Consider the following 22,373-nt stretch of genomic DNA (forward strand, 5'->3'; position numbering starts at 1 on the left):
TTTGCGAGAGGCATAAAAAAGGCGCAAACGCGGTGCGTTGCGGGCTGGTTATTTCAACGCTAGATAAGCTGAAATGAATAGGGTTTTGTTTAGTCATGGGCGCAGTATAGCGCTGCACGTTCAATCACCCAACCGTCTTAGACGTTGTTTAGGCAATTTGCTTTATAAAAAGCGCTTAAGGGGTCTTGCATTTAACCATCACCCCGGTATTATACGCGCCACTTGCCCAGATGGCGGAATTGGTAGACGCGCTAGCTTCAGGTGCTAGTGTCCGTATGGACGTGGAGGTTCAAGTCCTCTTCTGGGCACCAAGCTGCTTTTATGCTATTTATTTCATAAGCAGATAGCTTGTATAAGCAGTACGGTGCTAAGCAGTGTAAGGTTTGTGTTCGCCCAGGTGGCGGAATTGGTAGACGCGCTAGCTTCAGGTGCTAGTGTCTGTATGGACGTGGAGGTTCAAGTCCTCTCCTGGGCACCATACGAACACAAACGGTAAGTGGTTAAAGTCAGTGATTATCGACTACGCTCCAAATGATGCGCCCAGGTGGCGGAATTGGTAGACGCGCTAGCTTCAGGTGCTAGTGTCTGTATGGACGTGGAGGTTCAAGTCCTCTCCTGGGCACCATACGAACACAAACGGTAAGTGGTTAAAGTCAGTGATTATCGACTACGCTCCAAATGATGCGCCCAGGTGGCGGAATTGGTAGACGCGCTAGCTTCAGGTGCTAGTGTCCGTATGGACGTGGAGGTTCAAGTCCTCTCCTGGGCACCATACGAACACAAACGGTAAGTGGTTAAAGTCAGTGATTATCGACTACGCTCCAAATGATGCGCCCAGGTGGCGGAATTGGTAGACGCGCTAGCTTCAGGTGCTAGTGTCTGTATGGACGTGGAGGTTCAAGTCCTCTCCTGGGCACCATACGAACACAAACGGTAAGTGGTTAAAGTCAGTGATTATCGACTACGCTCCAAATGATGCGCCCAGGTGGCGGAATTGGTAGACGCGCTAGCTTCAGGTGCTAGTGTCTGTATGGACGTGGAGGTTCAAGTCCTCTCCTGGGCACCATGACTTACATGGGCCATGTCCGCATCATTATTACTATCTCCCCTATTGTACTCCTCTTCGCACTATCCCTTTTTTTGTAGTATCTCTTTTTCGTAGTGTCTATTTTTCGTAGTATCCACCAGTTTATTGATATCGCCCTGGGCGTTTTGCCACTTCTCCAAGTGCCCACCCTTGTAAACGTAATTCACCTTCCAATACAGACTCTACTTCCGTTGCTAATTCTGGGAAGAAGTTAAGCCCTGTTCGTGCTTCAATCTCATCGATGGTCACTAAATAGTCATCAAGCGGCTCATTGCCGCGCACGTCCTGCGGCATAATAAACGCCAGCGCTAAGGGAGCGTCACTGTGGGGCGCAACGATAATCTTATAAAACGCCTCGGGGACTTCTACCCAACCCACGCGGTTAAACACGTTATCCATAAAGTGTTCAGGAAAAACCGGTCCGGTGATCACCTGCAGGCGATCAAAACGCGGTGCAAAGTGATCCATTACCGCCTCTTCCAACCGCTGCCAGAGCTGCCGGTTCAGGTTGGGTCGCTGCGGGGTCATATTGCTCATTAGAAAGGTATCGACCTGGGCACTGCGCCCATGCACCGCCGCAATCGCATAGTTGGGCGCCAAGTGGCCACGGTCGTAGCCGCTGCCCGCGTAGCTGTCGGTGCCCACCGGCCAGAGCGTGCGCCAATCCGCTTGAAAATTTGGCCGCGCCCCGATACGAGAATCATCTACCGCTTGCACCTGATAGCTGACCCATAGCGGATTGACTCGCACATCGGACCAGCCAACTAAATAGCCATCATTACGCAACACCCGATGCATTGTCGTAGGTCGGAATTCCTCCCAGGTGGGCACCCCCATCCAGGTATAGGCATCTTTATGCTGGCGCTCCTGAAACTCCCATAGCCCTGTGCCGACCACCACAAATAGCACGGCAATACCCAAGCGTCGCCCCTGCCGACGCCAGCTCAAAAGCGATGTTGCCAACAGACTTTCCCCTTTTTCAATGCTTCTTTAGCGCGTTGCATTTTTTTAATATAGGAGCCTGTCCGGCTTGGCCGATCGTCGCGAGAAGCACGGATTTTGAGCCAAATTTATCGATCGATTGAGGCGAATAGCGCGCTATTTAACGAAATTGATCGAATAAAGCTGGCCAAAATACCGGGATTCGCAGTAGATCAGTGTTAAGTCGGACGGGCTCCTAGTGAGTACTTTACGAATTATCCAACCAATACAACATTACCAACCCAAAGAGAACATGGTTTCAAGATCGTGACGGGAGTGAACCTGCATGGCATTCAGGGTTTCTGTATCGCTGATGCCTTCCACAGTGTTTAGGCGCTCGGTCACCAGCTCGGCCAAGCTTTCAAAGTCACGGGTGCGAGCAATCGCCACTAAGTCGTAGCGGCCACAGGTGGAGTAAACCTCACTGATACCCACCACATCGGCCAGACGCTCGGCCACGGCCTTGACCTGGCCTTTGTCGGTATTGATTAAAATGACTGCGTTTTGCATGGCACGCCCCTTAGAGAAAATGGTCATAAACAGTAATGTCGAAGATGCGCAGAGTATAGCAGCGACGGGGAAGCAAGCGCAGCACCCAGCCGCAGCGTGGCTAATTGTCGCTATCCCTGTCGCAGTATTCGCACAACCCTTGTACATCCGCTAGCATGTAGCTGAAGAATAGGGTATGAAATGTAGCACGTTGAAAATATATGAGAGCTCCGGCTTAGGTAATCATGCGGAGCACAAAGAGGTGGATAACCACCCGATAATGTGACCAAACGTCAGACCGTGACGATAAGGAGAAATCATGGCTAATAAGAGCCGTCGTGACTTTATGCGCAACAGCATGCTGGGCCTTGCTGCCCTTCCACTGGGAGCTGGCATTCTTTCTAAAACTGCTTTCGCCCAAGAGCTGCCGCGTCTTGATCCTTCCGCAAGCAATGCCCAAGCACTTAACTACGTAGAAGATGCCAGTGAAGCCAGCGATCACCCGGCCTATGAAGAGGGCGAGCGCTGCGATAACTGTATGTTCTATAAAGCAGATAACGAAGGTTGTCAGCTATTTCCGCAGAACAGCGTTGAGCCCGCTGGCTGGTGTCAATCCTGGACCGCCCAAGCTTAAGCGTTTAAAACATGATAGCCGTATAAGCACCTCTACCCCGCCTTTGTGCGGGGTAGTTTTGTTTGAAACATACTTATACGGCTAAGAGGCCGGGCTTTCGTCCTCTACCGGCCAGTGAAAACGCCGCGTTACCCGCCCCTCTTCCAAAGAGACAAGATGAACGGGAAACCCCCACAGCTGCTGCAAATGGCGTATTACTGGATAAACGCTGCGCCCTAATGGACGGCGACTATCCTGCACGTGATGAAGCGTTAAAGAACGATCCCCGCGAATAGACGCTTCGACCACTTGGATATTGGGTTCGCGGACAGATAGCGCGTACTGGGTCGCAAGCGCTTCTCGAACCTGACGGTAGCCCTGTTCGTTATGAATCGCTGCGACTTCTAGGTTCTCCAACTGATCGTCATCCACCACCAAAAACAGCTTATGATCACGCATCACCTTCGGCGATAAAAACTGCTGAATAAACGACTCATCCTTAAAGTTGCGCATCGCAAACTCCAGCGTTTCCCGCCAAGGGGTGCCCGCTATATCAGGAAACCATTCACTATCCTCATCGGTGGGTGCTTCGCAGATCCGCTTAATATCCATAAAGATTGCGAAGCCAAGCGCATAGGGATTAATTCCACTGAAATGAGGATTATCGAACGCTGGCTGGTTAATAACCGCCGCGTGAGACTGCAAAAACTCCAGCATTAACCCCTCATCGACATTACCATCGTCGTAGAGCCGGTTCATCAGCGTGTAGTGCCAGAAACACGCCCAGCCCTCATTCATTACCTGGGTTTGCCGCTGGGGATAAAAATATTGCGCCAGCTTGCGCACAATCCGCACGATTTCACGCTGCCATGGCGCCAGCAACGGGGCATTTTTTTCAATAAAGTAGAGCAGGTTCTCCTGGGGCTCTGGGGGGTAGTGGCCGCCGCTGTGTAAGCCCAAAGGGTCATCGTCGGCATGCAGACTACCCGCCAGTGGAGTATCACCGATAGGCACATCAGGAATGGTACGCCAGAGCATATTGACCTGGGTTTGCAGGTAGCTTTCACGTTCCTCCTGACGTTTCGCTTCCTCTTCAGCAGAGATTGGCGAGGGGCGTTTGTAACGGTCTACCCCGTAGTTTTGCAGCGCATGGCAAGCATCCAGTAATTGCTCAACGGCCTGCACGCCGTGGCGTTCTTCACACTTGGCGATATATTTGCGCGCAAAAACTAAGTAATCAACAATTGAAGAGGCGTCGGTCCAAGTACGGAAGAGGTAGTTACCCTTAAAGAAGGAGTTGTGACCGTAGCAGGCGTGGGCCATCACCAGTACCTGCATCATCAGCGTGTTTTCCTCCATTAGGTAGGCAATGCAGGGGTCGGAGTTGATCACCAGTTCATAGGCCAAGCCCATTTGACCGCGTTTATACGCCTGCTCCACGGCCAGAAACTGCTTGCCGAACGACCAGTGGTGATAGCCCACCGGCATACCAACACTGGCGTAGGCATCCATCATCTGTTCCGTAGTGATGACTTCTATCTGATTGGGATAGGTATCCAGCCGATACTCATCGGCGAGCCTGGCCAGCTCTGCATCAAAACGCTCCAGGACACTGAAGTTCCAATCTGAGCCGGTGGCAATCGGCTTACGCTTGCGGGTCGCACTCATAGCCCACTCCTCTACAACACGCGCTCACTAGCCTCTAAACAAGGTCACTAGGACTGACTTAAGCGGCGCTTAAACAATTCACGAAAGACCGGATAAATATCGCCCGCCTCCACGATTTGGCGCATGGCAAAGCGCTCGGGGAACTCTTTCACCACACTTTCATACTCGTGCCACAGTGACTGATGGTCATGGGGCGTGATCTCAACGTAGGCGTAGTATTGCAGCTGCGGCATTAGCTGTTTGACCAGTAAGTCGCGGCAGATATTCGAGTCATCATCCCAGTTGTCGCCATCGGATGCCTGGGCCACATACAGATTCCATTGGCCAACCGGGTAGCGCTTTTCGATGATTTTATTCACCAGGCTCAGCGCACTGGAAACAATTGTACCGCCGGTTTCTCGCGAGTAGAAAAACTCCTCTTCGCTCACCTCCCGGGCGGCCGTATGGTGGCGAACGAATACCAGCTCGACTTTCTCGTAGTGCTTCTCAAGGAACAGATAGAGCAGCAGGAAAAAACGCTTGGCAATGTCTTTGTGGTTTTGGGTCATTGAGCCGGAGACATCCATGACGCAAAACATCACCGCTTGATTGGAGGGCTGTGGCTGCGCGCTAAGCTGGTGATAGCGCAGGTCGTAGGTGTCAATAAAGGGTACGCCCGCAATGCGCTTCTCCAGGCGCTCAATTTCGGTTTTCAACTCGGCGATGCGAGCAGGATTGCGCAGTACCGTGTCCTTGCGCTCTTCTGCCTCCAGCGCTTCTAGCGCCTCTTTTAGCGCCCGTTTAATCGGCGCGCGCATAGCAATCCGCCGGGCATAGGCTTCACGCATTGAGCGGGTAATGCTGATCCGAGACGGCACACCGTCCCGGGAGAGCCCCGCCCGCACCATTTTGACCTCTTCCAGCGACTTTAGCGGCTTGCGCTGCAAATGAGGCAGCTACCGTCTGGATGATATCGAAATCAGGGCGGTCGGCAATCGTTTCACGCAGCGCCTGGTAGTCCTGCGGGGTGGGCATATCGCCGCCGCCGACCGCAAGGCCCAACTCATTCAAGAACAGACGCAGCTTATCAAGCCGTTCAGGTGTTGGCCGCTCGTGGATACGGTAAAGCGCCGGCAGGTCATGCTTATCCAGGAAGCGCGCGGTCGCCACGTTGGCCGCCAGCATGCACTCCTCAATTAGCTTATGTGCATTGTTGCGGCTACGCGGAACGATTTTTTCGATTTTGCGCTCATCGTTAAAGATAATCGCCGTTTCAGTGGTATCAAAATCGATCGCGCCACGCTCAGCCCGCGCTTCGCGCAACAGGTAGTAAAGTTCTTCCAGATTTTGCAGCGGCTTAACTAGCTCGCTGTGTTCTGAGCGTAGCGCCTCGCCCTCTTCGCTCTTTTCGTCGAGAATCGCGGCTACCTTGTTATAGGTAAGGCGAGCGTGGGAATTCATTACTGCTTCATAGAAGCGGTAGCGGCTAATCGCACCGGTTTGCGAAATATTCATCTCGCACACCAGCACCAAGCGATCCACATGTGGATTCAGCGAACAGAGCCCGTTTGACAGCAGCTCCGGCAGCATGGGAACGACTTGACCGGGGAAATAGACCGAGTTACCCCGGGTGCGGCCTTCATTATCCAGCGCCGTGCCTGGGCGGACGTAGTGGGAAACATCCGCGATGGCGACGAGCAGCTTCCAACTACCGGATTTGGTTTTCCACGCACACACCGCATCATCAAAGTCTTTGGCTGACTCATCGTCAATAGTGACCAGCGGTACGTCACGCAGGTCGACACGATGCTGCTTATCCTCTTCCAGCACTTCGGCTGAAATACCACCAATTTGATCAAGCACTTCTGGCGGGAATTCAGCTGGAATATCGTAACTACGAATCGCAATATCAATTTCCATACCGGGATCCATGCGATCGCCCAGCACTTCGATTACTTCACCCACGGGCTGAATCCGAGTCGCCGGTTGCTGGACGATTTTGGCAGAGATTACCTGACCATCTTTAGCGCCACCGGTGGCACTATGGGGAATAATCACTTCCTGGGTAATACGCGGGTTTTCCGGTATCAAAATACCAAACTCTGGCGTATTACTGCGGTAAACGCCGACAATTGTTTGCGTGTTGCGTGCGATAACATCGGCAATAGTTGCCTCATCACGTCCACGGCGATCGCGTCCGCTAATTCGCGCCAACACATGGTCACCGTGAAAAACGCGCCGCATTTGGCGCGGCGGCAACACTAGGTCTGGCTTTTTGCCATCATCGCGCAGCAGAAAACCAAAGCCATCACGGTGTCCGAGCACCTTGCCTTTGACTAGGTCGAGCTTGTCGATCAGTGCATAGGCGCCTCGACGGTCACGCAGTACTTGGCCATCTCGCTCCATCGCTGCTAAACGGCGCCTGACGGCTTCTATAAGCTCTTCGTCTTCCAGCCCCAGCATACGGCTCATATTTTCGTGGGCGATCGGTTTGCCATAGGCTTCTAAAGCCGCAAGCAGATACTCCCGGCTCGGTGCTGGGTTGCCATATTTATGCGCCTCGCGCTCGGCGTGCGGATCATCACTTAATGTCCAATACTTCATGCGATCAACATCCTTAATGGCGTCATTTGCGAGAGGCATAAAAAAGGCGCAAACGCGGTGCGTTGCGGGCTGGTTATTTCAACGCTAGATAAGCTGAAATGAATAGGGTTTTGTTTAGTCATGGGCGCAGTATAGCGCTGCACGTTCAATCACCCAACCGTCTTAGACGTTGTTTAGGCAATTTGCTTTATAAAAAGCGCTTAAGGGGTCTTGCATTTAACCATCACCCCGGTATTATACGCGCCACTTGCCCAGATGGCGGAATTGGTAGACGCGCTAGCTTCAGGTGCTAGTGTCCGTATGGACGTGGAGGTTCAAGTCCTCTCCTGGGCACCATACGAACACAAACGGTAAGTGGTTAAAGTCAGTGATTATCGACTACGCTCCAAATGATGCGCCCAGGTGGCGGAATTGGTAGACGCGCTAGCTTCAGGTGCTAGTGTCTGTATGGACGTGGAGGTTCAAGTCCTCTCCTGGGCACCATGACTTACATGGGCCATGTCCGCATCATTATTACTATCTCCCCTATTGTACTCCTCTTCGCACTATCCCTTTTTTTGTAGTATCTCTTTTTCGTAGTGTCTATTTTTCGTAGTATCCACCAGTTTATTGATATCGCCCTGGGCGTTTTGCCACTTCTCCAAGTGCCCACCCTTGTAAACGTAATTCACCTTCCAATACAGACTCTACTTCCGTTGCTAATTCTGGGAAGAAGTTAAGCCCTGTTCGTGCTTCAATCTCATCGATGGTCACTAAATAGTCATCAAGCGGCTCATTGCCGCGCACGTCCTGCGGCATAATAAACGCCAGCGCTAAGGGAGCGTCACTGTGGGGCGCAACGATAATCTTATAAAACGCCTCGGGGACTTCTACCCAACCCACGCGGTTAAACACGTTATCCATAAAGTGTTCAGGAAAAACCGGTCCGGTGATCACCTGCAGGCGATCAAAACGCGGTGCAAAGTGATCCATTACCGCCTCTTCCAACCGCTGCCAGAGCTGCCGGTTCAGGTTGGGTCGCTGCGGGGTCATATTGCTCATTAGAAAGGTATCGACCTGGGCACTGCGCCCATGCACCGCCGCAATCGCATAGTTGGGCGCCAAGTGGCCACGGTCGTAGCCGCTGCCCGCGTAGCTGTCGGTGCCCACCGGCCAGAGCGTGCGCCAATCCGCTTGAAAATTTGGCCGCGCCCCGATACGAGAATCATCTACCGCTTGCACCTGATAGCTGACCCATAGCGGATTGACTCGCACATCGGACCAGCCAACTAAATAGCCATCATTACGCAACACCCGATGCATTGTCGTAGGTCGGAATTCCTCCCAGGTGGGCACCCCCATCCAGGTATAGGCATCTTTATGCTGGCGCTCCTGAAACTCCCATAGCCCTGTGCCGACCACCACAAATAGCACGGCAATACCCAAGCGTCGCCCCTGCCGACGCCAGCTCAAAAGCGATGTTGCCAACAGACTTTCCCCTTTTTCAATGCTTCTTTAGCGCGTTGCATTTTTTTAATATAGGAGCCTGTCCGGCTTGGCCGATCGTCGCGAGAAGCACGGATTTTGAGCCAAATTTATCGATCGATTGAGGCGAATAGCGCGCTATTTAACGAAATTGATCGAATAAAGCTGGCCAAAATACCGGGATTCGCAGTAGATCAGTGTTAAGTCGGACGGGCTCCTAGTGAGTACTTTACGAATTATCCAACCAATACAACATTACCAACCCAAAGAGAACATGGTTTCAAGATCGTGACGGGAGTGAACCTGCATGGCATTCAGGGTTTCTGTATCGCTGATGCCTTCCACAGTGTTTAGGCGCTCGGTCACCAGCTCGGCCAAGCTTTCAAAGTCACGGGTGCGAGCAATCGCCACTAAGTCGTAGCGGCCACAGGTGGAGTAAACCTCACTGATACCCACCACATCGGCCAGACGCTCGGCCACGGCCTTGACCTGGCCTTTGTCGGTATTGATTAAAATGACTGCGTTTTGCATGGCACGCCCCTTAGAGAAAATGGTCATAAACAGTAATGTCGAAGATGCGCAGAGTATAGCAGCGACGGGGAAGCAAGCGCAGCACCCAGCCGCAGCGTGGCTAATTGTCGCTATCCCTGTCGCAGTATTCGCACAACCCTTGTACATCCGCTAGCATGTAGCTGAAGAATAGGGTATGAAATGTAGCACGTTGAAAATATATGAGAGCTCCGGCTTAGGTAATCATGCGGAGCACAAAGAGGTGGATAACCACCCGATAATGTGACCAAACGTCAGACCGTGACGATAAGGAGAAATCATGGCTAATAAGAGCCGTCGTGACTTTATGCGCAACAGCATGCTGGGCCTTGCTGCCCTTCCACTGGGAGCTGGCATTCTTTCTAAAACTGCTTTCGCCCAAGAGCTGCCGCGTCTTGATCCTTCCGCAAGCAATGCCCAAGCACTTAACTACGTAGAAGATGCCAGTGAAGCCAGCGATCACCCGGCCTATGAAGAGGGCGAGCGCTGCGATAACTGTATGTTCTATAAAGCAGATAACGAAGGTTGTCAGCTATTTCCGCAGAACAGCGTTGAGCCCGCTGGCTGGTGTCAATCCTGGACCGCCCAAGCTTAAGCGTTTAAAACATGATAGCCGTATAAGCACCTCTACCCCGCCTTTGTGCGGGGTAGTTTTGTTTGAAACATACTTATACGGCTAAGAGGCCGGGCTTTCGTCCTCTACCGGCCAGTGAAAACGCCGCGTTACCCGCCCCTCTTCCAAAGAGACAAGATGAACGGGAAACCCCCACAGCTGCTGCAAATGGCGTATTACTGGATAAACGCTGCGCCCTAATGGACGGCGACTATCCTGCACGTGATGAAGCGTTAAAGAACGATCCCCGCGAATAGACGCTTCGACCACTTGGATATTGGGTTCGCGGACAGATAGCGCGTACTGGGTCGCAAGCGCTTCTCGAACCTGACGGTAGCCCTGTTCGTTATGAATCGCTGCGACTTCTAGGTTCTCCAACTGATCGTCATCCACCACCAAAAACAGCTTATGATCACGCATCACCTTCGGCGATAAAAACTGCTGAATAAACGACTCATCCTTAAAGTTGCGCATCGCAAACTCCAGCGTTTCCCGCCAAGGGGTGCCCGCTATATCAGGAAACCATTCACTATCCTCATCGGTGGGTGCTTCGCAGATCCGCTTAATATCCATAAAGATTGCGAAGCCAAGCGCATAGGGATTAATTCCACTGAAATGAGGATTATCGAACGCTGGCTGGTTAATAACCGCCGCGTGAGACTGCAAAAACTCCAGCATTAACCCCTCATCGACATTACCATCGTCGTAGAGCCGGTTCATCAGCGTGTAGTGCCAGAAACACGCCCAGCCCTCATTCATTACCTGGGTTTGCCGCTGGGGATAAAAATATTGCGCCAGCTTGCGCACAATCCGCACGATTTCACGCTGCCATGGCGCCAGCAACGGGGCATTTTTTTCAATAAAGTAGAGCAGGTTCTCCTGGGGCTCTGGGGGGTAGTGGCCGCCGCTGTGTAAGCCCAAAGGGTCATCGTCGGCATGCAGACTACCCGCCAGTGGAGTATCACCGATAGGCACATCAGGAATGGTACGCCAGAGCATATTGACCTGGGTTTGCAGGTAGCTTTCACGTTCCTCCTGACGTTTCGCTTCCTCTTCAGCAGAGATTGGCGAGGGGCGTTTGTAACGGTCTACCCCGTAGTTTTGCAGCGCATGGCAAGCATCCAGTAATTGCTCAACGGCCTGCACGCCGTGGCGTTCTTCACACTTGGCGATATATTTGCGCGCAAAAACTAAGTAATCAACAATTGAAGAGGCGTCGGTCCAAGTACGGAAGAGGTAGTTACCCTTAAAGAAGGAGTTGTGACCGTAGCAGGCGTGGGCCATCACCAGTACCTGCATCATCAGCGTGTTTTCCTCCATTAGGTAGGCAATGCAGGGGTCGGAGTTGATCACCAGTTCATAGGCCAAGCCCATTTGACCGCGTTTATACGCCTGCTCCACGGCCAGAAACTGCTTGCCGAACGACCAGTGGTGATAGCCCACCGGCATACCAACACTGGCGTAGGCATCCATCATCTGTTCCGTAGTGATGACTTCTATCTGATTGGGATAGGTATCCAGCCGATACTCATCGGCGAGCCTGGCCAGCTCTGCATCAAAACGCTCCAGGACACTGAAGTTCCAATCTGAGCCGGTGGCAATCGGCTTACGCTTGCGGGTCGCACTCATAGCCCACTCCTCTACAACACGCGCTCACTAGCCTCTAAACAAGGTCACTAGGACTGACTTAAGCGGCGCTTAAACAATTCACGAAAGACCGGATAAATATCGCCCGCCTCCACGATTTGGCGCATGGCAAAGCGCTCGGGGAACTCTTTCACCACACTTTCATACTCGTGCCACAGTGACTGATGGTCATGGGGCGTGATCTCAACGTAGGCGTAGTATTGCAGCTGCGGCATTAGCTGTTTGACCAGTAAGTCGCGGCAGATATTCGAGTCATCATCCCAGTTGTCGCCATCGGATGCCTGGGCCACATACAGATTCCATTGGCCAACCGGGTAGCGCTTTTCGATGATTTTATTCACCAGGCTCAGCGCACTGGAAACAATTGTACCGCCGGTTTCTCGCGAGTAGAAAAACTCCTCTTCGCTCACCTCCCGGGCGGCCGTATGGTGGCGAACGAATACCAGCTCGACTTTCTCGTAGTGCTTCTCAAGGAACAGATAGAGCAGCAGGAAAAAACGCTTGGCAATGTCTTTGTGGTTTTGGGTCATTGAGCCGGAGACATCCATGACGCAAAACATCACCGCTTGATTGGAGGGCTGTGGCTGCGCGCTAAGCTGGTGATAGCGCAGGTCGTAGGTGTCAATAAAGGGTACGCCCGCAATGCGCTTCTCCAGGCGCTCAATTTCGGTTTTCAACTCGGCGATGCGAGCAGGATTGCGCAGTACCGTGTCCTTGCGCTCTTCTGCCTCCAGCGCTTCTAGCGCCTCTTTTAGCGCCCGTTTAATCGGCGCGCGCATAGCAATCCGCCGGGCATAGGCTTCACGCATTGAGCGGGTAATGCTGATCCGAGACGGCACACCGTCCCGGGAGAGCCCCGCCCGCACCATTTTGACCTCTTCCAGCGACTTTAGCGGCTTGCGCTGCAAATGAGGCAGCTCTAAGCCGTCAAACACAAACTCCAAAAACTCTTCGCGGCTAAGCGTAAAGGCGAACTCATCGACGCCTTCACCCTGATTTGAAGCGCCGCCCTCCCCTGCGCCACTGCCGCCCCCCTGCCCACTGGGGCGACGGATTTTATCACCGGGTACAAACTCTTTATTGCCGGGTGAAACAATATTACGCGCCCCACCCGGGCCATGCTGGAAGACCGGCTCGGAGATATCCTTTGCCGGAATCGAGACTTTCTCACCGCGCTCCATATCGGTAATCGAGCGGCGGTTAACGGCCTCTTCAACCGAGCGCTTGATATGCTTCCGATAGCGCTCTAGAAAGCGCTGACGATTTACCGCGCTCTTATGCTTAGCGTTAGGCCTGCGATCAATAAAGTAGGTCATACGACCTCCTTAGCTCTTGTCTTAAACGCGGGCCGCTACTGAGACTTGCGCACGCGCAGGTACCATTCGGAAAGTAGCCGAACCTGCTTCTCGGTGTAGCCGCGATCGACCATCCGCGCCACAAAGTCTTCGTGCTTTTTCTGATCCGACCGCGAAGCTTTGGCATTGAACGAAATCACCGGCAACAGCTCTTCAGTATTGGCGAACATTTTGTGTTCAATAACACCTTTGAGCTTTTCATAGGACTGCCAGCTTGGGTTCATGCCGTTGTTTTGCGCCCGCGCCCGCAGCACGAAATTGACCACCTCGTGGCGGAAGTCTTTGGGATTCGAGATACCTGCCGGTTTTTCGATTTTCTCCAGCTCTTCGTTGAGCGACTGGCGGTTTAGCAGCTCGCCGGTTTCATGATCACGGTATTCCTGATCCTGAATCCAGAAATCCGCATAGGTCACATAGCGGTCAAAGATGTTTTGGCCGTATTCGCTGTAGGATTCGAGATAAGCGGTCTGGATCTCCTTACCAATAAAGTCGACATAGCGGGGCGCCATATACTCTTTAATAAAGCCCAAGTAGCGCTCAAATACTTCCGAGGGCAGCTGTTCACGCTCTAACGCCTGCTCTAATACGTAAAGCAGATGCACAGGGTTAGCGGCTACCTCGGTGCTATCGAAGTTGAACACCTTGGAAAGAATCTTGAACGCAAAGCGAGTAGAGAGTCCCTGCATCCCCTCGTCTACACCTGCCGCGTCGCGATACTCCTGAATCGACTTGGCGCGTGGGTCGGTGTCCTTTAAGTTTTCACCGTCGTAGACGCGCATTTTCGAGTAGATATTCGAGTTTTCCGGCGCTTTTAGCCGTGATAGCACCGAGAACTGGGCCAGCATGCGCAGCGTATCCGGTGCACAGGGCGCGGCGTTAAGCGAAGAGTCTTCGAGCAGCTTTTGATAGATATTGATCTCTTCGGTGACTCGCAGACAATAAGGCACTTTGACGATATACACCCGGTCAAGAAACGCCTCGTTATTGCGGTTATTGCGAAACGCCTGCCACTCCGACTCATTGGAGTGGGCCAGAATCACGCCATCGAAGGGAATCGCCCCCATGCCTTCAGTGGGGTTGTAGTTACCCTCCTGGGTGGCGGTTAACAGTGGATGCAGCACCTTGATCGGCGCCTTAAACATCTCCACAAACTCCATCAACCCCTGGTTGGCACGGCATAAGCCGCCGGAGAAGCTGTAAGCATCTGGGTCATCCTGGGAGTAGAGCTCTAACTGGCGAATATCGACTTTACCCACCAGCGACGAAATATCCTGGTTGTTCTCATCCCCGGGCTCGGTTTTGGAAATAGCGATCTGGTTAAGCCGTGAAGGGTACAAACGCACCACCCGGAACTGGGAGATATCGCCGCCGTACTCTTTCAGCCGTTTTGCTGCCCAGGGCGACATCACGCTGCGCAAATAACGCTGAGGAATGCCGTACTCTTTCTCCAGCAGTTCACCATCCTCTTCGGGAGAGAACAGGCCCAGCGGCGACTCGTAAACCGGCGAACCCTTAATGGCATAAAACGGAATCCGTTCCATCAACAGTTTAAGACGCTCGGCGAGTGACGATTTACCGCCACCCACAGGACCAAGCAAATAGAGAATCTGCTTGCGTTCTTCCAGCCCTTGAGCCGCATGGCGGAAGTAGGACACGATCTGCTCAATGGCCTCTTCCATGCCATGAAACTCGGCAAAGGCAGGGTAGCGGCGAATCACTTTATTGGAAAAAATACGTGATAGACGCGGGTCTTTCGCCGTGTCGATCACTTCAGGCTCGCCTATGGCTTCCAGCATGCGCTCGGCGGCGCTGGCATAAACCTTAGGATCACGGCGGCAAAGCGCCAAATACTCCTCAAGGCTGATATCCTCTTGCTGGACGCGGGAAAAACGGTCTTGAACGTGATCAAAGATGCTCATGGAACTCTCCTGTGGCCCATCCCCAGGCAGTCACCGTCAAGCCAAGTGTTTCGCAACGGCGTGCCAAACGAGGTGTCGCTTTTTTAGCGTAGTCAGCATTAGCAAAAAGTGATGACTAAACCTTCAACGCAGCAGCGATATTGATAAGAGATTTATTCAGGAGATTAGTTGCGTTTTTCCGGGCATCGCAAATAAACGCAAAGCGCTGAAGCAGCGGCGTCGCTAGGTCGAAGGTGTGCCGAACAACGGCAAAAAAGAGAGTAACTGACACCTTTAACGCTAAAGTACCGCGCGAATATCGGCCAATAGCTCATCTAACAGTTCAACGGTAGTGTTCCAGGCACATACAAAACGAGCACCGCCTGCGCCAATAAAGGTATAAAAGGTCCACCCTTTGGCTTTCAACGCTTCAATAGCAGGTGGCGGCAATTCAACGAACACGCTATTGGCTTGGGTAGGGAACATAAGCGATACGCCAGGTAGCGCTTGTAGTCCTTCCGAAAGGTAGCGTGCCATCTCATTGGCATGCTGTGCGTTGGTTAACCAGGCACCGCTCTCTAATAGCCCTAACCACGGTGCCGAAACAAAGCGCATCTTGGAAGCCAACTGCCCTGCCTGCTTGCAACGGTAGGAGAAATCTTCTGCAAGCTCTCGGTTAAAAAACAGGATCGCTTCACCAAACGCTAAACCGTTTTTGGTTCCCGAAAAACACAGCGCATCCACTCCCACCTGCCAGGTAAGTTCAGCCGGTGACGCATTCAAGCTGGCACAGGCGTTGGCAAAACGGGCGCCATCCATGTGCAGGCGCAGGTCATGTTTATCGGCAATGGCGCGAATCGCCATCAGCTCTTCGCGGGAGTAGAGCGTGCCTACTTCGGTGGCTTGGGTGAGCGATACAACTTTAGGTTTGGGGTAGTGAATATCGCTACGCTTGGTGACCAGCGCCTCAATGCCTTCCGGCGTTAGCTTGCCGTTGGCGCCAGGCGAAGTAAGCAGTTTAGCGCCGTTTGAGAAGAACTCTGGACCACCACACTCGTCAGTTTCGATATGTGCTAGCTCGTGACAAATCACGCTGTGGTAGCTGCGTCCCATTGCAGAGAGCGCCAGTGAGTTGGCGGCAGTGCCGTTGAAAACAAAAAAGACATCACAGTCGTAGTCAAACATCTCGCGAAAGCGATCCGCGGCACGGGCTGTCCAGAGATCGTTACCGTAAGCCAAATCATCGCAACGGTTGGCTTCAAGCAGATATTCCATCGCCTCCGGACAGATACCGGAGGTGTTATCACTGGCTAAAAAACGCGGGCTACACTCCGAGGTCATGACGATAGTCCTTATATTTGGCGATCTTACGGCGCGAGCTGGGTGCCACTCGCGCCTTTAATATCTAGCTATGCTTAATAGCTAGATTAGTCATTTAGTCTATCGCCATTTATGGGCTAACGTCACCTGCGCTTTTAAGCACTTTCTTATCAAGCCACCCTTATGCTTTTTTTTACAATCTCGCCGCCAATCGAGTGCCCTGCTCAATCGCGCGCTTGGCGTCCAGCTCGCTGGCTTCATCCGCGCCGCCAATAATATGTACTGCCGTTCCCGCACGCTCTAACGGCGTCAGCAGATCACGTACCGACTCCTGCCCGGCGCATACGACAATGCTATCAACGGCAAGTACTTGTTCGACGCCTTCGCGGCGAATATGCAGCCCTTCGTCGTCGATTTTGAGGTATTCGCAGCCGGTAAGGTTTTTCACTCCGCGCTGCTTAAGCGATGCCCGGTGTACCCAACCAGTGGTTTTACCCAGATACTTGCCGGGCTTGGAGGTTTTGCGCTGGAGCATAACAATCTCGCGAGGAACCACGGGCGACGTCGGCGCTTTTAAACCACCCCGTTCGCCCACCGCCAAATCAACGCCCCACTCGTCACACCAATCGGCGATATCCAATCCCGGGTGTCCTTGGTGGGCCAGCAATTCAGACACATCAAAACCGATGCCCCCTGCGCCAATCACCGCTACTTTACGGCCAACGCGGTCAGGGGATTCAATCGCCTCGGCGTAGCTCAGCACCTTACCGTGATCGTGCCCTGGCAAGTTTAGTTCGCGGGGTTGAACGCCGGTGGCCATGACCACCTCATCGAAGCTGGCAAGCGCTTCTGCAGTGGCGGTGGTTTTCAAGCGCACCTCTACCGCATACTTCTCCAACATCACCCGGTAGTAGCGCAGGGTTTCATTAAACTCCTCTTTACCGGGAATTTTACGCGCATAGTTAAACTGCCCGCCCAGCTCACTGCGCTGCTCAAACAAGACCACGTGATGCCCGCGGCTTGCGGCTGTTACAGCCGTTGCCAGCCCCGCCGGGCCGCCACCCACCACGGCTACCCGCTTGGGCGTTTGCGCGGGTTCTACGACTAGCTCAGTTTCGTGGCAGGCGCGAGGATTAACCAAACAGGAGGTTAACTTTCCAGCGAAGGTGTGATCCAGGCAGGCCTGGTTACAGGCGATGCAGGTGTTGATCTCGTCTGCCAGCCCCTCCTTGGCTTTGCGTACCCAGGCGGAGTCGGCTAGGAAAGGCCGCGCCATGGAAACCATATCGGCGTGGCCCGCTGCCAGCACGCGCTCGGCCACCTCGGGCATATTGATGCGGTTGGTGGTGATCAGCGGAATCGATAGCGCCGACTTGATCCGCCGTGTCACTTCAGTAAAGGCGGCGCGCGGCACGCTGGTCACAATCGTGGGCACCCGCGCTTCGTGCCAGCCGATGCCGGTATTGATCACATTCGCCCCGGCAGCTTCAATCGCTTGGCCCAGCGTAACGACCTCATCCCAGGTGCTGCCCTCTTCGACCAAATCAATCATCGAAAGGCGGAAGATAATCACAAAACGCTCCCCCACTGCCGCGCGAACTCGTCGCACAATCTCGACTGCAAAGCGCATACGGTTTTCAAACGCCCCGCCCCACTCATCGTCACGCTGGTTGGTACGCTGGCAGATAAACTGATTGATCAGGTAGCCTTCTGACCCCATGATTTCCACACCGTCGTAACCCGCCTGTTGAGCAAGCTTGGCACAGCGCACATAGTCGGCAATTTGCTGCTCAACTTGATCGCTGCTCAGCGCCCGAGGCATAAAGGGGTTGATGGGCGCTTGAATGGCCGAAGGGGCGACCAAGTCCGGCGAATAGGCGTAACGCCCGGCGTGGAGAATCTGCATACATAGGTGGCCACCCTCTGCATGCACCGCTTCAACGACCCCTCGGTGCTCTGGCAACTGCGCTTCATCAACCAGCGCGTTGGCTCCCTGGAACACCGCACCCTCAGGATTAGGCGCGATACCGCCGGTGACGATCAGGCTAACCCCTTCCCGCGCCCGCTCAGCATAAAAAGCGGCCAAACGTTCAAAGCCATTGGGTGCTTCTTCCAAATTGGTGTGCATTGAGCCCATTAAAATGCGGTTGGGCAGCGTTAAATGGCCAATCGTCAGCGGGCGAAAAAGATGCGGATAGGCGGGCGCACGGGTCATCACGGGTCTCCTTGATATTATTAGTCGCACGGTTAAAGCATATTCAAACAAGCGTATGACATCCTTGCCGCAACGTACAGACCTTTACTTACCGCAATATTGCCGAGTTTGCCGTTCTACCCTCTTGCTCAGCGTGCGAATCCACGTCACATTACCCGGCTAACGATAAGGAACCGTTGCTATGCCCTTGATGTATTTTCTGCCGCCGCTCGCCACTGTGCTTATCTGGTCGGGCAATATGACCATTAATCAGCTTAGCGTAGGCGCCATCGCACCAAGCAGCATCGCTTTTTTACGCTGGCTGCTCGCCCTCGCCGTGATGACCCCGTTTGTGCTGCCCGCAGCGTTACGCTACCGCGACGAAATCCGCCGCCAGTGGCCTAAACTAGCGCTGCTGGGCTTGCTCGGTATGGGCCTGTGGCAAGGGCTGGCCTATGTGGCGGCAGAAACCACGACCGCGACCAACATGGGTATTCTCGCCGCCATGGTGCCGCTGCTAACCGTACTGCTTAGCGCGCTGATTCTACGCGAGCCGCCGACCCTGGGCGGTATCGTGGGCGGCGTGCTGGCATTTGTGGGGGTGACCGTTCTACTAGGGCGCGGTAATCCGCTCTCGCTGCTGCAGTTACAGGTAGCCCTCGGTGATGCGCTGATGGTGGTGGCAGCTACCTGCTACGCACTCTATGGCGTAATGCTCAAACGCTGGTCGATGAATTTACCGCCCTGGGTGATGCTTTACGCCCAAGTCTGTTTCGCGGTGCTGTTTTTATTACCGCCTTATTTGATGGGGCCAATGACGCCCATTGATAGCCACAATATTGGACTCATTGTTTACGCGGGTATCCCTGCTTCGATCATTACTACCTTTTTATGGATGCGCGCGGTGCGCCAGATCGGCGCCAATCAATCGAGTATTTTCATCAACTTAATGCCGCTATTTAGCGCACTGATTGCGATGGCTTTCCTGGGTGAGCAAGTGGCGGGATTCCACTTTACCGGTGGGTTGCTGATTCTGGCCGGGGTGATCATGGCGCAAACGCTGACACAACCGTTGACCCGCGACTTAACCTCGGATAAGCCGGGCAGCGCCCAATAATGCTAGAATGGCCGTCGATTTCTAACGCTGGGAAGCCCTGATATGTCCCTGGAAGAACTGCATCTTAATCTGCGCAACCTAATGAGCGATGACTACGATCAGCTCAAGGCATTGATGGACGCCGTCTATCACGATATCGGCGGGTCATGGCCGAAGCGCACCATCGACAAATTAATCCAGGAATTCCCCGACGGCCAAATCGCCATTGAAGACGATGGCCTTCTGGTGGGCGTAGCACTCACCGTGCAGGTGGATTACGATGAATTCTCCAACCCCCATAAGTACGACGACCTAATCGGCCATCGCGAGATCATCCTCAATGACGAGGATGGCGACGCCATGTACGGGCTGGATGTGCTGATTCACCCAGACTACCGGGGTTATCGCCTGGGCCGCCGCCTTTACGAAGCGCGTAAAGAGCTGTGCCGCTCTATGAACCTGCGGGCAATTCTAGCCGGTGGGCGTATTCCGGAGTATCACCAGCACGCCCATGAACTCACCCCTGCCCAATACATTGATAAAGTTTCGCGTAAAGAGATCTACGATCCGATTCTCTCTTTCCAGCAGGCCAATGACTTCCAGGTAAAGCGCCTACTGCGCAAATACCTGCCGGAAGATGAGCAGTCGCGTGGCTACGCCACCTTGCTTGAGTGGAACAATATTCTGTTTGAGCCCGCGGCCAGCGTACTCGACAACAAACCTACCCAAGTGCGGGTGGGTGCCGTGCAGTGGCAGATGCGTGAATTTGCCTCAGTCGAGGCAGCCTTACAGCAGATCGAATACTTCGTAGACGCGCTATCCGACTACCAGAGTGACTTTGCAGTATTTCCAGAACTGTTCTACGCACCGCTAATGGGTCTTCAGGATCGTGATGCGCAGAAAGATCAAATGGGCGCGATCCGCTTCTTGGCTGGTTTTACTGAGCGCTTTAAATCCGAGCTGTCGCGGATGGCGGTGTCCTACAATATCAATATCGTCGGTGGTTCGATGATTGAAGTGGGTGACGATGACCGACTCTACAACATCGCCTACCTGTTCCACCGCGACGGCAGCGTTGAACGCCAGGCCAAGCTGCACATTACCCCACAAGAACGTCGAGATTGGGTAATTGAAGGCGGCGACGAGCTACAGGTGTTCGATACCGATGCAGGCAGGGTGGGCATCCTGATCTGCTACGACGTGGAATTCCCGGAACTTGGGCGTCTACTAGCAGACCAGGACATGGACATTCTGTTTGTTCCCTTCTGGACCGACACCAAAAACGGTTACCTGCGTGTTCGTCATTGTGCTCAGGCGCGGGCGATTGAAAACGAGTGCTACGTGGTGCTCTGCGGCAGCGTCGGCAACCTGCCTTCGATTGAAAACCTGGATATCCAGTACGCCCAATCAGCGGTGTTCTCGCCGTCTGACTTTGCGTTCCCTCACGATGCGGTACTGGCCGAAACCACGCCTAATACCGAGATGATCTTCTTCTCGGACTTGGATCTTACTCGCCTAACAGTAGTACGTGCCGAAGGTTCGGTGACCAACCTTAAAGACCGCCGCAAAGATCTGTTTGATCTACGCTGGCGCGACTGGTCGTGGAAATCGGGCGCGAATCTCGAAGAGTGAAGTGACTCATGAACACAACAGCGCCGCCCAATTGGGCGGCGTTGTCTTATGATGATCGCATGTCATTGCGAGCGCTACCCCACATGTCATTGCGAGCGAAGCGAAGCAATCTCGGGGTTGTGGCCACCGCGGCATAGATTGCGTCGTCGCAGGCTCCTCGCAATGACAGTTAGGGCGTTGTGCAGTTCAATCAGGCCAAACGAGGTGCGCAGGCACGCGGCCTTTGGCGTCGAACAGAATCCCCTCATCGCGTAGCTTACGATGTTGGCGCTCGGCACCACCGTGATCTGCAAGCTTCAAAGAAGATGCAATCACGCGATGCCAAGGCAACTGGTGGCCATCCGGCAGGTGGCGCATCGCCGAACCTACCATGCGTGGGGTAGCGCCTTCGGTCATGGCAGCAATGCGGCCATAAGTGGTCACACGCCCCGGCGGAATCTGATCGACAATGGTGTAGATCTGTTCGAGCAGTTCCGGCCGCGCCATATGATTATCCTTTTATTCCTTGCGAGTGCTTCAGAGCAAGTACTTCAGAGAACGTGCTTAAAGCCCCTCAACCAGTTGATCGATCGCTTGGAAAGCTTCTTTGAGGGCTGCGTCGCGCTGCTGGTCACCCATATTCAAACCTTCAGCATAGACCACGTGGGTATCTTTAATTCCCATCAGACCCAGCATGGTTTTTAGGTGGGGCGTCTGGCTATCCATTTCGGTGCCTGCGTACTGACCACCGCGCGCTGCCAGAATAATCGCGCGCTTGCCCTCTACCAACCCTTGCGGGCCATTTTCGGTATAGCGGAAGGTTTCACCGGCACGCAGTACTCGGTCAAACCACGCCTTCAGTTGCGAAGGAATTCCCAGGTTATACATCGGCACCGCAATCACCAGTACATCATTAGCATGCAGCTCAGCCAACAGTCCATCCGAGCGCGCGGCTAAAACCTGCTGATCAGCGGTACGCTCTGCGTCCGCCACTTGCCAAGCACCTAGTTCACTAATATCCAAGTGGGGCAGCGCGTTCTTAACGACATCACGCTGGGTGACCTCAATACCATTACGGGCGTTAGCCTGTTCGATAAAGCGATTCGCCAGCGCATTGGATTGGCCATTTTCCGCCAGAATAGAAGAGGTAATAACTAGGGCACGGGTCGTCATTGAAAACTCCAAAATCGGATAGGGGAAGAAAG

General features: G+C 53.6%; 16 protein-coding genes, 8 tRNA genes and 2 pseudogenes. 12 read left to right on the forward strand and 14 right to left on the reverse strand.

What is annotated here, in order from left to right; translation table 11 throughout:
• Window positions 1-224: 224 nt before the first annotated feature.
• The 6 genes from KUC_RS11325 (at window position 225) to KUC_RS11350 (ending at window position 1,066) form a co-directional block, all read left to right on the forward strand.
• A tRNA-Leu gene (locus KUC_RS11325) sits at window positions 225-311 on the forward strand.
• An 80-nt stretch (window positions 312-391) separates the two neighbouring features.
• Window positions 392-478: transfer RNA gene (locus KUC_RS11330), tRNA-Leu, on the forward strand.
• 60 nt (window positions 479-538) lie between these two features.
• Window positions 539-625 (forward strand) — tRNA-Leu (locus KUC_RS11335).
• A 60-nt stretch (window positions 626-685) separates the two neighbouring features.
• Window positions 686-772 (forward strand) — tRNA-Leu (locus KUC_RS11340).
• Between the two features lie 60 nt (window positions 773-832).
• A tRNA-Leu gene (locus tag KUC_RS11345) sits at window positions 833-919 on the forward strand.
• Window positions 920-979: 60 nt separating this feature from the next.
• Window positions 980-1,066: transfer RNA gene (locus KUC_RS11350), tRNA-Leu, on the forward strand.
• Window positions 1,067-1,189: 123 nt separating this feature from the next.
• On the opposite strand, the gene KUC_RS11355 is transcribed toward KUC_RS11350, so the two are convergent.
• Both KUC_RS11355 and KUC_RS11360 read right to left on the reverse strand, forming a co-directional pair.
• On the reverse strand, window positions 1,190-2,050 hold the full coding sequence (locus tag KUC_RS11355) for a DNA/RNA non-specific endonuclease (RefSeq protein WP_007113341.1): 861 nt from the start codon (window positions 2,048-2,050) through the stop codon (window positions 1,190-1,192).
• A 252-nt stretch (window positions 2,051-2,302) separates the two neighbouring features.
• Window positions 2,303-2,578 carry an Lrp/AsnC family transcriptional regulator gene (locus KUC_RS11360; protein WP_040480716.1) on the reverse strand — a complete coding sequence of 92 codons (276 nt, stop codon included), beginning with the start codon at window positions 2,576-2,578 and terminating at the stop codon, window positions 2,303-2,305.
• A gap of 298 nt (window positions 2,579-2,876) precedes the next feature.
• On the opposite strand from KUC_RS11360, the gene KUC_RS11365 reads away from it, so the two are divergent.
• Window positions 2,877-3,191 carry a high-potential iron-sulfur protein gene (locus tag KUC_RS11365; RefSeq protein ID WP_007113343.1) on the forward strand — a complete coding sequence of 105 codons (315 nt, stop codon included), beginning with the start codon at window positions 2,877-2,879 and terminating at the stop codon, window positions 3,189-3,191.
• Window positions 3,192-3,272: 81 nt separating this feature from the next.
• Here the strand turns inward: KUC_RS11365 and KUC_RS11370 are convergent, their stop codons facing one another.
• From KUC_RS11370 to KUC_RS11380, 3 genes and pseudogenes are all read right to left on the reverse strand, one after another.
• Window positions 3,273-4,838: a SpoVR family protein gene (locus KUC_RS11370; protein ID WP_007113344.1), complete on the reverse strand. Its 1,566-nt coding sequence runs from the start codon at window positions 4,836-4,838 to the stop codon at window positions 3,273-3,275.
• A gap of 47 nt (window positions 4,839-4,885) precedes the next feature.
• Window positions 4,886-5,773, reverse strand: a pseudogene (locus tag KUC_RS11375) (YeaH/YhbH family protein); the annotation flags it as partial.
• Window positions 5,751-7,421, reverse strand: a pseudogene (locus KUC_RS11380) (ribonuclease R family protein); the annotation flags it as partial. The pseudogenes KUC_RS11380 and KUC_RS11375, both read right to left, overlap by 23 nt.
• A gap of 249 nt (window positions 7,422-7,670) precedes the next feature.
• Between KUC_RS11380 and KUC_RS11385 the strand changes: the two are divergent.
• Both KUC_RS11385 and KUC_RS11390 read left to right on the forward strand, forming a co-directional pair.
• Window positions 7,671-7,757, forward strand: a tRNA-Leu gene (locus tag KUC_RS11385).
• Window positions 7,758-7,817: 60 nt separating this feature from the next.
• Window positions 7,818-7,904, forward strand: a tRNA-Leu gene (locus tag KUC_RS11390).
• Window positions 7,905-8,027: 123 nt separating this feature from the next.
• Here the strand turns inward: KUC_RS11390 and KUC_RS11395 are convergent.
• Window positions 8,028-8,888 (reverse strand): DNA/RNA non-specific endonuclease, encoded by an 861-nt coding sequence (locus KUC_RS11395; protein WP_007113341.1) that lies wholly within the window; start codon window positions 8,886-8,888, stop codon window positions 8,028-8,030.
• A 252-nt stretch (window positions 8,889-9,140) separates the two neighbouring features.
• Window positions 9,141-9,416: an Lrp/AsnC family transcriptional regulator gene (locus tag KUC_RS11400; protein WP_040480716.1), complete on the reverse strand. Its 276-nt coding sequence runs from the start codon at window positions 9,414-9,416 to the stop codon at window positions 9,141-9,143.
• 298 nt (window positions 9,417-9,714) lie between these two features.
• Here KUC_RS11400 and KUC_RS11405 point away from each other — a divergent pair, with 298 nt between their 5' ends.
• Entirely contained in the window at window positions 9,715-10,029 is a 315-nt protein-coding gene (locus tag KUC_RS11405; RefSeq protein WP_007113343.1) for a high-potential iron-sulfur protein, read from the forward strand.
• 81 nt (window positions 10,030-10,110) lie between these two features.
• Here the strand turns inward: KUC_RS11405 and KUC_RS11410 are convergent, their stop codons facing one another.
• The 5 genes from KUC_RS11410 to KUC_RS11430 form a co-directional block, all read right to left on the reverse strand.
• Window positions 10,111-11,676 (reverse strand): SpoVR family protein, encoded by a 1,566-nt coding sequence (locus KUC_RS11410; protein WP_007113344.1) that lies wholly within the window; start codon window positions 11,674-11,676, stop codon window positions 10,111-10,113.
• A gap of 47 nt (window positions 11,677-11,723) precedes the next feature.
• Entirely contained in the window at window positions 11,724-13,010 is a 1,287-nt protein-coding gene (locus tag KUC_RS11415) for a YeaH/YhbH family protein (RefSeq protein ID WP_007113347.1), read from the reverse strand.
• 35 nt (window positions 13,011-13,045) lie between these two features.
• Window positions 13,046-14,968 (reverse strand): PrkA family serine protein kinase, encoded by a 1,923-nt coding sequence (locus KUC_RS11420; protein WP_007113348.1) that lies wholly within the window; start codon window positions 14,966-14,968, stop codon window positions 13,046-13,048.
• A gap of 279 nt (window positions 14,969-15,247) precedes the next feature.
• Complete coding sequence (locus tag KUC_RS11425) at window positions 15,248-16,288, reverse strand: threonine aldolase family protein (RefSeq protein WP_007113349.1); 1,041 nt, start codon at window positions 16,286-16,288, stop codon at window positions 15,248-15,250.
• A gap of 172 nt (window positions 16,289-16,460) precedes the next feature.
• Window positions 16,461-18,482, reverse strand: coding sequence for an NADPH-dependent 2,4-dienoyl-CoA reductase (locus KUC_RS11430; protein WP_040480718.1), 2,022 nt, complete (start codon window positions 18,480-18,482; stop codon window positions 16,461-16,463).
• A gap of 181 nt (window positions 18,483-18,663) precedes the next feature.
• Between KUC_RS11430 and KUC_RS11435 the strand changes: the two genes are divergently transcribed.
• A complete protein-coding gene (locus tag KUC_RS11435; protein WP_040480720.1) occupies window positions 18,664-19,578 on the forward strand; it encodes a DMT family transporter in 915 nt (304 codons plus the stop codon).
• Window positions 19,579-19,620: 42 nt separating this feature from the next.
• Window positions 19,621-21,189 (forward strand): bifunctional GNAT family N-acetyltransferase/carbon-nitrogen hydrolase family protein, encoded by a 1,569-nt coding sequence (locus KUC_RS11440; RefSeq protein WP_007113352.1) that lies wholly within the window; start codon window positions 19,621-19,623, stop codon window positions 21,187-21,189.
• A 186-nt stretch (window positions 21,190-21,375) separates the two neighbouring features.
• On the opposite strand, the gene KUC_RS11445 is transcribed toward KUC_RS11440, so the two are convergent.
• Both KUC_RS11445 and KUC_RS11450 read right to left on the reverse strand, forming a co-directional pair.
• Window positions 21,376-21,675 (reverse strand): MGMT family protein, encoded by a 300-nt coding sequence (locus tag KUC_RS11445; RefSeq protein ID WP_007113353.1) that lies wholly within the window; start codon window positions 21,673-21,675, stop codon window positions 21,376-21,378.
• Between the two features lie 57 nt (window positions 21,676-21,732).
• Window positions 21,733-22,341, reverse strand: coding sequence for an FMN-dependent NADH-azoreductase (locus KUC_RS11450; protein ID WP_040480722.1), 609 nt, complete (start codon window positions 22,339-22,341; stop codon window positions 21,733-21,735).
• Window positions 22,342-22,373: the final 32 nt, after the last annotated feature.

The sequence above is a fragment of the Vreelandella boliviensis LC1 genome, assembly GCF_000236035.1.
Classification (GTDB): Bacteria; Pseudomonadota; Gammaproteobacteria; order Pseudomonadales; family Halomonadaceae; genus Vreelandella; species Vreelandella boliviensis.